Source organism: Thalassococcus profundi, assembly GCF_003344785.1.
GTDB lineage: Bacteria > Pseudomonadota > Alphaproteobacteria > Rhodobacterales > Rhodobacteraceae > Puniceibacterium > Puniceibacterium profundi.
This window is the reverse complement of sequence record NZ_QPMK01000003.1, coordinates 71,393-85,789: the sequence shown is the minus strand read 5'-3', so window position 1 is coordinate 85,789 and position 14,397 is coordinate 71,393. Positions and strand designations below refer to the sequence as shown.

Annotated in this window: 14 protein-coding genes; 8 read left to right on the top strand and 6 right to left on the bottom strand. The window is 67.4% G+C overall.

Annotated features, from left to right (window positions below; genetic code table 11):
* Positions 1 to 37 precede the first annotated feature (37 nt).
* Together DU478_RS04735 and DU478_RS04730 are read right to left on the bottom strand one after the other, a co-directional pair.
* On the bottom strand, positions 38 to 466 hold the full coding sequence (locus tag DU478_RS04735; RefSeq protein ID WP_114509802.1) for a GlcG/HbpS family heme-binding protein: 429 nt from the start codon (positions 464 to 466) through the stop codon (positions 38 to 40).
* An 11-nt stretch (positions 467 to 477) separates the two neighbouring features.
* On the bottom strand, positions 478 to 2,625 hold the full coding sequence (locus DU478_RS04730) for a malate synthase G (RefSeq protein WP_114509801.1): 2,148 nt from the start codon (positions 2,623 to 2,625) through the stop codon (positions 478 to 480).
* Between the two features lie 266 nt (positions 2,626 to 2,891).
* On the opposite strand from DU478_RS04730, the gene DU478_RS04725 reads away from it, so the two are divergent.
* A complete protein-coding gene (locus tag DU478_RS04725) occupies positions 2,892 to 3,230 on the top strand; it encodes an ArsR/SmtB family transcription factor (protein WP_114509800.1) in 339 nt (112 codons plus the stop codon).
* Entirely contained in the window at positions 3,223 to 3,681 is a 459-nt protein-coding gene (locus DU478_RS04720) for an SRPBCC domain-containing protein (protein WP_114509799.1), read from the top strand. The genes DU478_RS04725 and DU478_RS04720 overlap by 8 nt, the downstream gene beginning before the upstream one ends.
* On the opposite strand, the gene DU478_RS04715 is transcribed toward DU478_RS04720, so the two are convergent.
* The 3 genes from DU478_RS04715 to DU478_RS04705 are packed head-to-tail and all read right to left on the bottom strand — an operon-like array spanning position 3,663 to position 5,547.
* Positions 3,663 to 3,824, bottom strand: a complete 162-nt coding sequence (locus tag DU478_RS04715) for a DUF2256 domain-containing protein (protein ID WP_114509798.1) — start codon at positions 3,822 to 3,824, stop codon at positions 3,663 to 3,665. The two genes, DU478_RS04720 and DU478_RS04715, sit on opposite strands and share 19 nt — an antisense overlap.
* Before the next feature lies 1 nt (position 3,825).
* Entirely contained in the window at positions 3,826 to 5,331 is a 1,506-nt protein-coding gene (locus DU478_RS04710) for an FAD-binding domain-containing protein (RefSeq protein WP_114509797.1), read from the bottom strand.
* 18 nt (positions 5,332 to 5,349) lie between these two features.
* The gene (locus DU478_RS04705; protein WP_114509796.1) at positions 5,350 to 5,547 is read right to left on the bottom strand and encodes a hypothetical protein; all 198 of its coding nucleotides are present in this window, start codon (positions 5,545 to 5,547) and stop codon (positions 5,350 to 5,352) included.
* A 117-nt stretch (positions 5,548 to 5,664) separates the two neighbouring features.
* Here DU478_RS04705 and pepN point away from each other — a divergent pair, with 117 nt between their 5' ends.
* The 3 genes from pepN (at position 5,665) to DU478_RS04690 (ending at position 9,709) form a co-directional block, all read left to right on the top strand.
* Positions 5,665 to 8,217 (top strand): aminopeptidase N, encoded by a 2,553-nt coding sequence (pepN, locus tag DU478_RS04700; RefSeq protein WP_114509795.1) that lies wholly within the window; start codon positions 5,665 to 5,667, stop codon positions 8,215 to 8,217.
* Between the two features lie 42 nt (positions 8,218 to 8,259).
* Entirely contained in the window at positions 8,260 to 8,685 is a 426-nt protein-coding gene (locus DU478_RS04695) for a hypothetical protein (RefSeq protein ID WP_114509794.1), read from the top strand.
* 160 nt (positions 8,686 to 8,845) lie between these two features.
* Entirely contained in the window at positions 8,846 to 9,709 is an 864-nt protein-coding gene (locus DU478_RS04690; protein WP_114509793.1) for a lysophospholipid acyltransferase family protein, read from the top strand.
* 64 nt (positions 9,710 to 9,773) lie between these two features.
* On the opposite strand, the gene DU478_RS04685 is transcribed toward DU478_RS04690, so the two are convergent.
* The gene (locus tag DU478_RS04685) at positions 9,774 to 10,502 is read right to left on the bottom strand and encodes a transglycosylase SLT domain-containing protein (RefSeq protein WP_325048088.1); all 729 of its coding nucleotides are present in this window, start codon (positions 10,500 to 10,502) and stop codon (positions 9,774 to 9,776) included.
* 230 nt (positions 10,503 to 10,732) lie between these two features.
* On the opposite strand from DU478_RS04685, the gene DU478_RS04680 reads away from it, so the two are divergent.
* The 3 genes from DU478_RS04680 to DU478_RS23690 all read left to right on the top strand — a co-directional run bounded on the left by DU478_RS04680 (position 10,733) and on the right by DU478_RS23690 (position 14,394).
* Positions 10,733 to 11,956, top strand: a complete 1,224-nt coding sequence (locus DU478_RS04680) for a hypothetical protein (protein WP_114509792.1) — start codon at positions 10,733 to 10,735, stop codon at positions 11,954 to 11,956.
* Between the two features lie 89 nt (positions 11,957 to 12,045).
* Positions 12,046 to 13,560, top strand: coding sequence for an Asp-tRNA(Asn)/Glu-tRNA(Gln) amidotransferase subunit GatB (gatB, locus tag DU478_RS04675; RefSeq protein ID WP_114509791.1), 1,515 nt, complete (start codon positions 12,046 to 12,048; stop codon positions 13,558 to 13,560).
* A 144-nt stretch (positions 13,561 to 13,704) separates the two neighbouring features.
* Positions 13,705 to 14,394, top strand: a complete 690-nt coding sequence (locus DU478_RS23690) for a DUF4177 domain-containing protein (RefSeq protein ID WP_407703148.1) — start codon at positions 13,705 to 13,707, stop codon at positions 14,392 to 14,394.
* Positions 14,395 to 14,397 lie beyond the last annotated feature (3 nt).

The following is a 14,397-nucleotide window of genomic DNA, read 5'->3' as shown; positions in this document are numbered from 1 at the left end:
GTTCACGCCCTCCGCACCGGTGCCCGGGCGGCAGCGATCAGATCTCCGCCACCAGCCGCGCCGCCTCGATCCCTGCCTGTCCGGCTTGCGCATCGTTGTCCGAGGTGTCGCCGGTCACCCCCACGGCCCCCAGCAGACGGCCGCGGGCGTCGCGCACCAGGATGCCGCCCGGAACCGGCACGATCGCCCCGCCGAAGGCGCCGTTGAGCGCGCCCATGAAGGCCGGGTTCGCCGCCGCCCTCGCCTGCAGGTCCGATCCGGGCAGGCCCATCATCACCGCGCCGTAGGCCTTGCCATGAGCGATGGCGAAACGCCCGGCGCTGGCACCGTCGGAACGTTCGAAAGCGACCACATGGCCGCCCGCGTCCAGCACCACCACCGCCAGCGGCTGCAAGTCGCGTTCGCGGCCCGCCTCCAGCGTCTTGCGGATGATCGTGCGGGCGCGGCTGAGGGTGAGCGTCGCCATGGTCTGCCTCCTTACTGCGCCTTGAGTTCCAGCCGGCGCTTGTGCAGCACCGGTTCGGTGTAGCCCGAGGGCTGTTCGCGGCCGTCGAACACCAGGTCGCAGGCGGCCTGGAAGGCGATACCGTCATAGCCCGGCGCCATCGGCCGGTAGGCCGCGTCGCCCGCGTTCTGCTGGTCCACCACCTCGGCCATGCGCTTGAGCGCGGCCATCACCTGGTCGCGGCTGACGACGCCGTGATGCAGCCAGTTGGCGATGTGCTGGGCCGAGATGCGGCAGGTTGCGCGGTCCTCCATCAGGCCCACGTCGTTCATGTCCGGCACCTTGGAGCAGCCGACGCCCTGGTCGATCCAGCGAACCACGTAGCCCAGGATGCCTTGCGCGTTGTTCTCGACCTCGCGCAGCACCTGGTCCTCGCCCCATTTCTTGAACGCCGCCAGCGGGATGTCCAGCACCGTGTCAACATGCGCCCGTCGCCCGCCCTTGCGCAGCTTGTCCTGCACCGCGAAGACGTCGACCTTGTGGTAATGCAGCGCATGCAGCGTCGCGGCGGTGGGCGACGGCACCCAGGCGCAGTTCGCCCCGGCCTTCGGGTGTTCGATCTTCTGCTCGATCATCGCCGCCATCAGGTCCGGCATGGCCCACATGCCCTTGCCGATCTGCGCCTTGCCGCTCAGGCCGCATTCCAGACCGATATCGACATTGCGGTTCTCGTAGCCGCCGATCCAGGCCTTGCGCTTGATGAAGTCCTTGCGGCTGAACGGCCCGGCTTCCATCGAGGTGTGGATCTCGTCCCCGGTGCGGTCGAGGAAACCGGTGTTGATGAAGGCGACGCGCGACTTCGCGGCGCGGATGCACTGCTTGAGGTTCACGGAGGTGCGGCGTTCCTCGTCCATGATCCCGAGCTTCACGGTGTTCTGCGGCAGGCCCAGCACCTTTTCGACGAAGGTGAAGGTCTCGTCCGCAAAGGCCACCTCGTCGGGGCCGTGCATCTTGGGCTTGACCACGTAGACCGAGCCTTTGGTCGAATTGCGCGGGCCGTCAGCCTTGGCAAGGTCGTGCTTGGCAATGAGCGCCGTGACCATGGCGTCCATCAGACCCTCGTAGGTCTCGTTGCCATCGCGGTCGAGGATCGCGGGGTTGGTCATCAGGTGGCCGACGTTGCGCACCAGCATCAGCGCCCGGCCCTTCACGGTCACGGTGCCCTGCCCGTCCGGCGCGGTATAGACGCGGTCGGGGTTGAGCTTGCGGGTCACCGTCTCGCCGCCCTTCTCGAAGGTCTCGGAGAGGTCGCCCTTCATCAGCCCCAGCCAGTTGGCATAGGCCAGCGTCTTGTCCTCGCCATCGACGCAGGCGACGGAATCCTCGCAGTCCATGATCGCCGAGATCGCCGATTCAAGCTGCACATCCGCCAGCCCGCACTGGTCGCGCGCGCCGATCCGGTGGGTGCGGTCGAAGACCAGCTCCACGTGCAATCCGTTGTTGCGCAGTACCACCTTCTCCGGCGCACGGGGGTGGCCGGTGTAGCCGACGAATTTCGACGGATCGGCAAGCGGCGTGTCGTCGACCAGCAGCTGGCCCTGGTGGACGTGGTAGCGTCGGGCATCCGCATGGCTGCCGCCGTCGATCGGAAAGGCCTCGTCAAGGAACACCCGTGACCGCGCCACGACGCGTGCGCCGCGGCCCTTGTCGTAGCCGCCTTTTGGCGCCGGGCTGCCCATGGCATCGGTGCCGTAGAACCCGTCATAGAGGCTGCCCCAGCGGGCATTGGCGGCGTTGAGCGCGTAGCGGGCGTTGGTGATCGGCACCACCAGCTGCGGTCCCGGCACCGTGGCGATCTCGGGGTCGGTGTTGGCGGTATCGATCTCGAAATCCTCGCCCTCTGGCAGAAGGTAGCCGATTTCTTCGAGGAACGCCTTGTAGGCATTGTGATCGTGCGGCTGGTTGGCACGCGCGATGTGCCACTGATCGATCTTGGCCTGCAGGTCGGCGCGGTTCTGGAGAAGCGCCGCGTTCTTCGGACCGAAGTCATGCAGCAGGTCGGAAAGCCCCTTCCAGAAGGCGTCAGACTCGACACCGGTGCCCGGAAGCGCAGAGGTTTCGATGAAATCATGCAGGATCGTATCGATCTGCAGGTCAAAGCGGGTGATGCGGTCGGTCATGGGGACTCCTTCGCGTCGTCACGGTATGCATTCGTGCACAGTCTTAGGAAACGGGTTTCCGATAGGCAACAGGCTTGGGCGGATTTATCGCCTCGATAAATCGGTGGGACGGGATCGGAGCGGAGAAAGCGGAGACTGTCACCGGCGGACCGGCTCGACGACGCACAGGCCAGGGCCTCGGGTCCGCGCCGGCGTATGCCTCCGAAAACTTAGCCGAATGACTCAACATTCTTGACAGAGCGGCTGCAAGGTCTTTACTTAGTCACATGACTAAACATGACCCCAGACTCGACCGCCTGTTCCACGCCCTCTCGGACCCGACCCGGCGCGGGATCGTGGAGCGGCTGGCGCACGGCCCCGCGACCGTCTCGGAACTGGCGGAACCCACCGGCATGGCCCTGCCGACGGTCATGCGCCACATCGCCGTTCTGGCCGAGGGCGGACTGGTCCGGACCGAAAAGGCCGGGCGCGCCCGCCTGTGCCACGCGGTGCCCGACCCGATGGACGCCGCGCGCGATTGGATGGAGGCGCAGCGAGCAATCTGGATCGCGCGGCTTGACCGCATGGAAGCGCACATTCTGAAGAAGGACCTCGAGGATGACTGACACGGACGCAGCGAACCGCACCATGGTCCTGACCCGAGAGATCGCGGCGCCTGTCCGCAAGGTCTGGGCCGCCTGGTCCGATCCGGACGCCCTGCCCCGCTGGTGGGGGCCCGAGGGCTTCAGCTGCCGCACGATGCGGATCGACCTGCGCGACGGCGGCGAATGGGTCTTCGACATGATCGGACCCGATGGCACGGTCTATCCCAACCACCACAAATACGCCCGCTTCAACCTCTCGGACGGCATCGTCTACACCCTGCACAGGGGCGAAAACGGCCCGAAACACGCCGACGCCACCGCCCGTTTCGAGGAATTGGGCGGCCGCACGCGGGTGACGCTGACCATGATCTTCGCCACGACGCGGGAATACGAGGAGGCCAAGGGCTTCGGCGCGGTAGACCTGGGCCATCAGACCCTGGGCAAGCTGGCACGTCACGTGGGCGCTGACTGAGATTTGCGCGCCGCCCGGCAACGGTCGCTGCAATAGCGCACTTCGTCCCAAACCTTTTCCCACTTCTTGCGCCAGGCGAAGGGCCGCCCGCAGGTGGCACAGATCTTAGACGGCAGGTCGGATTTGCGGCGCTGCTTCGGCATGTCAGAGGTCCAGCTTCAACTGATCGGGCGAGGTCTTGCGCGGCTTGCGCCGGGGCGCGCGGTCGTCGACGAAATGGCCCGAGCCGTCCTTGCGACTGGCGTGTTTCGTCACAACCCGCTGCGATTCCGCGCGGAAGCGGGCATCGCCACGCAGCGACCAGATCCTGCTGCGCGCCTCGCGCGCGGCCTCGGCCACGTCGACGATGGGCGCGGGATAGTCCAGCGTCCCGGCCCGCTCCCAGCGCCACGGCTCTTGCAGGACCTTGTCCGGCACCTCGGCCAGTTCCGGCACCCAGCGGCGGGTGAACACGCCTTCGGGGTCCTGGTCGTGGCCCTGTTTCACCGGGTTGTAGATGCGGGGCGTGTTGATGCCCGTCGTGCCCGACTGCATCTGCACCTGGCTCCAGTGGATGCCCGGCTCGTAATCGGTGAACATCCGGGCAAGGTGCAGCCCCGGCGCGCGCCAGTCGAGCCAGAGGTGATAGGCGGCAAAGCTCATCAGCATCGAGCGCATGCGGAAATTGAGCCAGCCGGTGGCGTTGAGCGAGCGCATGCAGGCGTCGACGAAGGGGACACCGGTGCGCCCTTCGCACCAGGCGGCAAGGTTGTCCGCGTCCGGTTCGGCCGGGCGGAGGCCACGGCACCCGGCGTGCATCTGCTCCCACTCGATGGCCGGTTCGTCCTCGAGCTTCTGCATGAAGTGATCGCGCCAGGCGAGTCGCGACTGGAAGCTCTTGAGACTGCCCAGCCAGCCATCCCGCGTGCCGCGCCGTGCGCGCTGCGCCGCTGCCGTCGCCTGCACCGCCTCGCGCACCGACAGCGTGCCGACCGCCAGATGCGGGCTGAGCCGCGAACAGGCGTCCGCCCCCTCTAGCGGCGATGACATGGCGCGGCGGTAAGTCTGGCCGCGCTCCTGCAGAAAGCTGGCCAGCAAAGCCTCGGCGGCGCGGCGTCCGCCGGTCTGGCGCCCGGGGCAGTCATCGGGCAGGTCGAGCTTGGGCAAAGGGCCCGGATCGACGGGCACAGGCGGCAAGGCCTCGGGCGCGGGCAAGGGGTCCTGCGCCATGAACCGGTTGCGCTGCGCCGCCCAGCGGTCGCGGGTGTCGAGCCGGCGCACCACCCCGGATTGCGGCAGTTCGTCCCACACCACGCCCGCTTTGCGCGCCCAGGCGGCGACCCGCTTGTCGCGCGCGAAGGTCCAGCCGTTGCCGGTTTCCTCGTGGCTGACGATGCGGCCGAACCCGGTCTCGGCCTGCACGGCGGCCAGAACCTCGACCGCGTCCCCCTGCCGGATCACCAGATCGCTGCCACGCCCCTGAAGATCGCGGCGCAGATCGGCAAGGCTTTCGCGCAGGAACGCCCATTGCCGCCCCGAGCTATCGTCAAGCCGCCAATACTCCGGCTCGACGATATACAATGCAAAAGGCGCTGCGAAACGCAGCGCCCTGTGCAAGGCCGGGTGATCGGCCAATCGCAAGTCCCGCTTGAACCACAGAAGTGTCGTCATGCGGGACGAAGTAAGGTGTTATTCGGTTCCGACAACTTCGCCGGTGCGGCTATCGACCTGAACATCGGATCCGTCCACGCCGTCGCTTTGAACAAAGGTCCAGACGATCAGGCCCGCAAGCAAGACGCCGGCAAAGACCAAAACGCCCTTGATGCCCAGAAGCGATGGTTTATGAGCTTTTTCCTGCTTTTTCACATTGGTGTCGGGAGCAGACATACCATTTCCTTTTCACAATATCTTGGCGGGGCGCTGTTGAAGCACCCCCTTAGTCAGCCTAACACTTGGCCAGCCGCAAAGTTCCGCCCTTTGCCTTGAAAAACCGGAGTGATTTCAATGAAAGACGCCGCGCCGCAGACCGTCTACCTGGCCGATTACACCCCCTTCGGCTACGGGGTCGAAGACGTTCACCTGACCGTCCGCCTCGATCCCGGAAAGACGCGTGTGCAAAGCCGCATCCGTTTCGCCCCGAACCCCGAGGCGCAGGACCGCGACTTCTTTCTGCATGGCGAAGAGCTGACGCTGCTTTGGGCAAAGATCGACGGCGCGGCGGTCACGCCGCAGCTCAGCGATCAGGGCCTGCGCTGCACCGTGCCCGACGGCCCCTTCATCTGGGAGGCCGAGGTCGAAATCGCGCCCGAGAGCAACACCGCGCTCGAAGGGCTCTACATGTCGAACGGCATGTACTGCACCCAATGCGAGGCGGAAGGGTTCCGCAAGATCACCTTCTACCCGGACCGGCCCGACGTCATGGCGGTCTTCACCGTCCGCATCGAAGGCCCGCACCCGGTGCTTTTGTCGAACGGCAACCCGGTGGACAGTGGCGAGGGCTGGGCGGAATGGCACGACCCCTGGCCCAAGCCCGCCTACCTTTTCGCGCTCGTGGCGGGCGACCTCGTGAACCACCCCGACCGCTTCACCACCATGTCCGGCAAGGAGGTGGAGCTCAACATCTGGGTCCGCCCCGGTGACGAGGGCAAATGCGCCTTCGGGATGCAGGCGCTGAAAGCGTCGATGCGCTGGGACGAAGAGGTCTACGGGCGCGAATACGACCTCGACATCTTCAACGTCGTGGCGGTCGACGATTTCAACATGGGCGCGATGGAGAACAAGGGGCTCAACATCTTCAACTCCGCCGCCGTCCTCGCCAGCCCCGAGACCAGCACCGATGCCAATTTCGAGCGGATCGAGGCGATCATCGCGCATGAGTATTTCCACAACTGGACCGGCAACCGCATCACCTGCCGCGACTGGTTCCAACTCTGCCTCAAGGAGGGGCTGACGGTCTACCGCGACAGCGAATTCACCTCCGACATGCGCTCGGCCCCTGTGAAGCGCATCGGCGACGTGATCGACCTGCGCGCGCGTCAGTTCCCCGAGGACCAAGGGCCGCTGTCGCATCCCGTCCGGCCCGAAAGCTTTCAGGAAATCAACAACTTCTACACCGCGACGGTCTACGAGAAGGGCGCCGAGGTGATCGGGATGCTGAAGCGCCTTGTGGGGGACGAGGTCTATGCCAAGGCGCTCACGCTCTATTTCGACCGGCACGACGGGCAGGCCTGCACCATCGAGGACTGGCTCAAGGTCTTCGAGGACGTGACGGGCCGGGATCTGACCCAGTTCAAACGCTGGTACAGCCAGAGCGGCACGCCCCATCTGCAGGTCGCGGAACGGTTCGAGAACGGCACCTTCACGCTCACCTTTAAACAGCGCACGCCGCCGACGCCGGGTCAGGACGAAAAGCTGCCGCAGGTGCTGCCCATCGCCGTAGGACTGCTTTCGCCGAGTGGTGACGAGGTCGTGCCGACGACGCTGCTCGAGATGACGGAAGCGGAACAAAGCTTTGATTTCGGGGGATTGTCCGAGCGCCCCGTGGCCTCGGTCCTGCGCGGCTTTTCCGCGCCGGTGGTGCTGGAACGCGCAGCGTCGCGGCAGGAACGGCTGTTCCTGCTGGCCCATGACACCGACCCGTTCAACCGCTGGGAAGCCAATCGCGCGCTGGCGCAGGAGTCGCTGATCGCGTCGATCACCGGGGCCGAGGCCGGCCCGGACACCGCATGGCTGTCGGCGCTGCTCGAGGTGGTCAAGAACGCCGCGCAGGACCCTGCCTACCGCGCGCTGCTGCTGGGCCTGCCGTCGCAGTCGGAACTGGCGCAGGCGCTGCACCAGCGCGGTGTCACGCCCGATCCCGACTCCATCCACGCCGCGGCCGAGGCGCACCGGCAGACCCGCGCGGAGCTCTGGCAGGCAGACCTGCCCATGCTGGCTCGCGAAACCGAGGTCACCGCGCCTTTCCGTCCCGATGCGGAACAGGCCGGCAAGCGCGCGCTGGGATCGTCGCTGCTGGCGATGCAAAGCCGGCTCGACGGAGGCGCCGCCGCGCAGGCGCAATTCGACGGCGCCGACAACATGACCGCGCAGCTGTCGGCCCTGACCAGCCTCATCACCATCGGCGCCGCCGACAGCGCCCTGCGCGCCTTCGAAAAGCAATGGCGGCACGACCGGCTGGTGATGGACAAGTGGTTCGGCGTGCAGATCGCCTATGCCCCGCCCGCGATGGCGGTCGAGATGGCGGGCCTGCTGACCGAGCACCCGGCCTTCGACATGAAGAATCCCAACCGGTTCCGCGCGGTCTTTGGCGCGCTGGCGGGCAACCATGCGGGCTTTCACCGGGCGGATGGCGCGGGCTACGACCAGCTGGCCGACTGGCTGATCAAGCTCGATGCCAAGAACCCGCAGACCGCCGCGCGGATGTGCAGCGCCTTCCAGACCTGGCGGCGCTACGACGCCGACCGGCAGGCAAGGATGCGCGCCGCGCTCACCCGCATCGCCGACACGCCCGGCCTGAGCCGCGACAGCACCGAGATGGTGACGCGGATGCTCGGGTGATCCGCGCCGGCCTGCGTCGGGCCCTGACGCACCGGCGATACCATGCGTCTTGATTACGCGTCCCCCGCCCGCAGCCCGCGCGCCGTGCTTGGCCTCGTGTCCGCCTGGGCCATTCTGGCCGGCGGGTGGCTGTGGCTCGATGCCGAAACCTGGATCGTCGCGGGGCTGGGTCTGTTCACCCTGCCCCTGCTCTGGGAGCTGATCACCGGCAAGGTCGCGCGCCTCGTGCTCGACGACACCGGGCTGACCTGGCAGAGCGGCACTTCGACGGGCCACATCGCGCTCACGCGGATCGATCACCTGCGGCTGGACCGGCGCTTTGACGGCAGCCTGCGGCTGTCGGTACAGCTCGATGACGGCAGCAGGCAACGCCTGCCGCCCGACTGCGTTCCGCCCGGCCCAAAGCTCGAAGAAGCGGCGACCCGGGCTGGGCTGCGGCTCGAACGCCATCCCTTCTCACCTTTCTGAACCGTGACTTTTTTCGGGAACCGGCGGCGGATCGCGCGCGTTAACCAGATCGTAAGCCAGTTTGTGCCGCTGGTGACGGGCCGCGAAAAATGCCTTGATGTCAGGGCCTCCGCGCGTCACCTGTCACGCACGTGTCGCAGAACCCTGATTTGAGACTGCCATGCAAGACCGTATCGACCCGCTGATCCAGGAACGCGCCCCGTGGCTCTTTGCCAGCCGTCCCGGCACTCGGGTCGCGCGGTCCGCGCTCAACCGGGTGTTGGGGTATGACCGGACCGTCGCGCTGGCCGAGACGTTCCGGGACAGGCCGAGTGACGAGATCATGTCGGCCATGGCGCAGCTGTTGGCGCGCGACGTCGAGGTCGCGGGGCTGGGTCACATACCGAAACACGGGGCGGCGCTGATCGTCGCCAACCACCCCACCGGCATCGCCGACGGGATCATGCTGCATCACCTGATCGCCGCGCACCGGCCCGATGCCTATTACTTCGCAAACCACGACATCCTGCGCGTCCTGCCACAGATGCAGGACATGATCGCGCCGGTGGAATGGCGCACCGAAAAGCGCAGCCACGCCAAGACCCGCGAAACCATGCAATACACCCGCAAGGCGACCGCCGAAGGCCGCCTGGGCGTGATTTTTCCCGCCGGGCGTCTGGCGAAGCGGCGCGGGCTCAGCCTGCACGAACGTCCCTGGATGTCCTCGGCGGCGATGATCGCCCGCAAGTTCGACCTGCCGATCATTCCGATCCACATCCGCGCGCGCAATTCGTTGCTGTTCTATCTCTTCGACCTGATCCACCCGACGCTGCGCGACATCACCCTCTTTCACGAGACGCTCAACAAGCACCGTCAGCCCTATCGCGTGACGGTCGGAGAGCCGATCTCGGCCAGTGCCCTGCCCGCGCGGTCCGAAGACGGGATCGAGATGCTGCGCCGCGCCACCCTGGCGCTCGGCGGTCCCAGCGCTCCGGCGGTGTCGCTGCTGCACAGCACCCGCCGCCCGTTCTGGCTCAAGGCCTGAGCACGCCGCCCGGTCATCGGTCGGGCCGTCTCTTTTTTTTCCAAATCGGATGCCGCTGTGCGGTTTAACCTGCCGGACGCGCCCGCGGCCGGACAGACGAGATCGGTTTGCAATAGGTCTGCGCCCGCGTCCAGGCCATCATGTCGCGCCGCTTCGACCGGCTGTGGAACGGGCCCCAGTCGGCGGCGACGCCGCGCATGCCCTGTGACACCACGCCGTCCCGCTGCACCGTGCGCGCCATGATCCGCAGCGCGCAGCTCAGGTTTGCCGGAGCGTTCTGCAGCGCGGGTCCGGTGCGCGCGCGGCAGCCATAGCCCCGCGCCGTGCCGGGCAGGATCTGCAGCAGCCCGTGCCAGCGCCCGCCGCCGCCGACGGCTCTGGGGCGATAGGTGCTTTCGTGCTTGGCCAGCGCCGAAATCAGCCCGACCCAGAACGCCTCGCGTTCGCGCAAACCGGCGGTGCGATAGGCCGGGCACCAGTCGTCGATGTCGCGCGGCACGGTGCGCGGCAGGGCGTTGGCGTGGCTGCGCAGCGCCGAGATCGCCGACCGCGTCCAGATCGCCCCGCGCCCCGCGTTGGACCAGCGCGCCCGCGGCAGGAAGGTGCTGCGCGCCTTCGGCCGCACCGACGTGCCGACCGCCTGCGCGGACACAGGCGCCTCCGCCACGGCCTCGGGAAGCGCCGCATTGTCGGGCGTCTCGACCACCATGGCGGCGGGTTCCGGCGCATGGTCGCCCGGCCATCCGGCGGAGGGCAGAAACGACAGTAGAAAGGCAAAGGCAGACAGGCGCATGGCGCACAGAGTGCCCAGATTCCAGCAGTTTGCGCAAGCTTTGTGCACCCGATGCGCGGGAAGGCTCCGACCGGATCCCGTTTCCGGTTTTTAAACAGATTATCGCCTATCCTGCGACACCCCTCAGGAAAGCCGGGAAGAAAGCCCAACCGCTCCATGTCCGCGCCTTTATTGAGCCAGATTGCACGCGCAATTTCGGCCCCATGACACTGCCTGAAAAGCTGCCCCCGATGCGTTCATTCACCGCCCGCCTGTCCCCGGTCCTGCAGGCCCTGCGCCCCGTCGCGTCGCCGGCCGCACCGACCCGCCGTCCGCGGCCCGAACCCGGCCCCGCCAATATCGAGATCGCGGTGCGCGACCTCACCCGAGACGAACTTGAAGCGACGCGGGTCTTCGCGCAGGGCCAGCACCTGGCCCGGCAGGAAAACTGGGTCGAGCTCGGTCGCCTGGTGCGGACCTTCGACACCCAGCGGCGGCGCACCTCCGGAGGGCGGTCGCTGGCCGATCTTTTGGCCGCCGGCGCCCGCGCCGACGCGGTCGAGGCCGGGCGCGACGCGGTGCGCCGCGGCGACGTACGCGCCGCGAACGACCCGATCGAGGCCCTGGAGGAGGTGCTGCGCGAACTGTGCGAGGATCACGGCGTCGCCACAGTGGTGGCGCGGGCCCATATGGACATCGGCCAGGCCTGGCTGGGCGACAGCCCGCGCGACGCGGTGCCCGCGGCGCGCAAGGCGGCCTTCCTCGGGCATTACCGCGCCGCCGCACGCATCGTCGACCGCTTCGACCCCTTCCTTCTGGATGCGCCCGGCCTCGCTGCGCTGCGCTGCGGGCTGCTCGACGCCGACAGCCGCCCCAGCCTGCGCATGGCCGACGATTACGAGGACCTCATCGACCTCGATCCGCAGAACGACGGCGCGCTGCGGCAGTTCGGCCGCCACCTTCTGCCGCGCTGGTACGGCAGCTACGAGGCGCTGGATGCAGAGGCGCGCCGCACCGCCGCCCGCACCGGCGAAGTCTGGGGCGCCGGGGCCTATACCTGGATCTATTTCGACGCGGTGGCGCTCGATCCCATGGCCTTTCGCCGCCTCGATGCAGAGTTTTTCGTGGAGGGCCTGCACGACATCCTCGACCGCCGCGACGACCAGCACACCGCCAACGTCATGGCCGCCTACACCGGGCTTACGCTGTCGGGCATGGCCGCGCCCGGCAGCGCCCGCGGAAGGATCGCCGGCTGCTTCGACTGGATCCTGCGCGACCATCTGCGCGAAATCCACCCGCTGGTCTGGGCCGCGGCCCCCGCCGCCAGCCATGAAAAGCCGGTCAAGGGCACCGAGGACGGGACCCGTCGCGGACGGGTACGGGCCCTGTCGGCCATCGCCGAACACTTCGCCGCCGACATCCTGGCCGGAGGCCGCGTGGTCTTTTCCGACGACGGGCCTCAGGTCACCCCATAACCGGCGGACGGCCCGGACCGGGCCTGCCCCTTGCCCTGACCGGGGCGCTGTCCTAAAGCGGATGGAACAGCCCGGAAAGGACGACAGCCATGCTTGATCTGAGTTTTGAAGCGCCCAAACCCAAGGTGATCGCCGGGGCGAAACACGACTGGGAACTGGTGATCGGGATGGAAGTTCACGCCCAGATCGCCAGCAAGGCCAAGCTCTTTTCCGGCGCCTCGACCGGCTTTGGCGCCGAACCCAATTCGCATGTCGCCTTCGTCGACGCGGCGATGCCGGGGATGCTGCCGGTGATCAACGAATTCTGCGTCGAACAGGCGGTGCGCACGGGCTTGGGCCTCAAGGCGCAGATCAACCTGAAGTCCGCCTTCGACCGCAAGAACTACTTCTATCCGGACCTGCCGCAAGGCTACCAGATCAGCCAGCTGTACCACCCCATCGTCGGCGAGGGCGAGGTGATCGTGGACATGGAACCGGGCATCGCCCGCCGCGTCCGGATCGAGCGCATCCATATCGAGCAGGACGCCGGCAAGTCGATCCACGACATGGACCCGAACATGAGCTTCGTGGACCTCAACCGCACCGGCGTGGCGCTGATGGAGATTGTGAGCCGCCCCGACCTCCGCGGCCCCGAAGAGGCCGCCGCCTACGTGGTCAAGCTGCGCCAGATCCTGCGCTACCTCGGCACCTGCGACGGCAACATGCAGAACGGCAACCTGCGCGCCGACGTGAACGTCAGCGTCTGCCGTCCCGGCCAGTACGAGAAATACCAGGAGACGCAGGATTTCAGCCACCTCGGCACGCGTTGCGAGATCAAGAACATGAACTCCATGCGCTTCATCCAGGCCGCCATCGACTACGAGGCGCGGCGCCAGATCGCGCTTCTGGAATCGGGTGGCTCCGTGGTTCAGGAAACCCGGCTCTACGATCCCGACAAGAACGAGACCCGGTCGATGCGCTCCAAGGAAGAGGCGCATGATTATCGCTACTTCCCCGACCCCGACCTGCTGCCGCTGGAAATCGAACAGGGCTGGGTCGACGGCATCCAGGCCTCCCTGCCGGAACTGCCGGACCAGAAGAAGGCGCGCTTCGTCAAGGATTTCGGCCTGTCGGAATACGATGCCTCGGTGCTGACCGCCGAAACCGCCAATGCCGCCTATTTCGAAGCGGTGGTGGAGGCCTCGGGCGACGGCAAGCTCTCGGCCAACTGGGTCATCAACGAACTTTTCGGTCGCCTCAAGAAAGAGGATCACAGCATCGAGGACAGCCCGGTCACGCCGGCGCAGCTTGCCGGCATCATCGCGCTGATCAAATCCGGCGACATCTCGGGCAAGATCGCCAAAGACGTCTTCGAGATCGTCTACACCGACGGAGGCGATCCCGCGCGGATCGTCGAGGAAAAGGGCTTGAAGCAGGTCACCGACACCGGCGCCATCGAAACGGCGGTGGACGAGGTCATCGCCGCCAACCCTGCGCAGGTGGAGAAGGCCAAGGAGAACCCCAAGCTGGCGGGCTGGTTCGTGGGCCAGGTGATGAAGGCCACGGGCGGCAAGGCCAACCCGGCGGCGGTCAACCAGATCGTCACGGCAAAGCTCGGCTTGTGACGGTCATTTCCGAGGCGCGTCCCCCCAGGTGCGGTGGGTTGCAAACCCACCCTACACTTGGCCGGCCGCAGGAATCGACCGGAAATATGGGGCTGACCCCCGGACCCCGGATTGCTACCGTCCGGCCCGACAAGGGGACAGATGATGCGGTATGAGTACAAGGTGGTGCCGGCACCGGCGCGCGGCGAAAAGGCCAAGGGCGTCAAGGCGCCCGAGGCGCGGTTCGCCCTGACGGTGGAGCAGGTGCTCAATGAGATGGGCGCGGACGGCTGGGAATTCCAGCGCGCGGAGACCCTGCCCAGCGAGGAACGCCAGGGCCTCACCGGCTCGGCGAGCCACTGGCGGCATCTGCTGGTCTTTCGCCGCCCCCTGGCCCGCGAGGAACCGGTGGCGCTGCTGGAAGGCCCCGCGCGCCCTGGCGCCGAACCGTCACCGCCTTCCGCCCGGCCCGGCACGGCGGGCCCGGGACCCGCGGGGCTGGGGGCCGCGGGTCTTGTGGCGGCGCGTCGTCCCGCAGAGACGCAGGCGCCGATGATCCTGACCTCGCCGACCACGCGTGCCCCTGCGACGGCGGAACCGGCAACCGAAAAAGCCGATCCGGGCGAAACTCCGAAAGCCGATGCGACCGTGCGAGAAGACCAGGCGGCGGCAGAGACCGGGGCGACCGAGGCCGAGACCGTGCCCGACGCAGACTGGCACCCGCCCAAGCCGACGCCCAGCCCGTCCGCCTCCGCCGATCCGGACGACAACGGGGTCGAAGAGACGCAGGATGTCGACAAGCCCATCGGCTTTCTCGCCGCCCGCGCCGCACGCGCCACATCGGACAAACCCTGACGG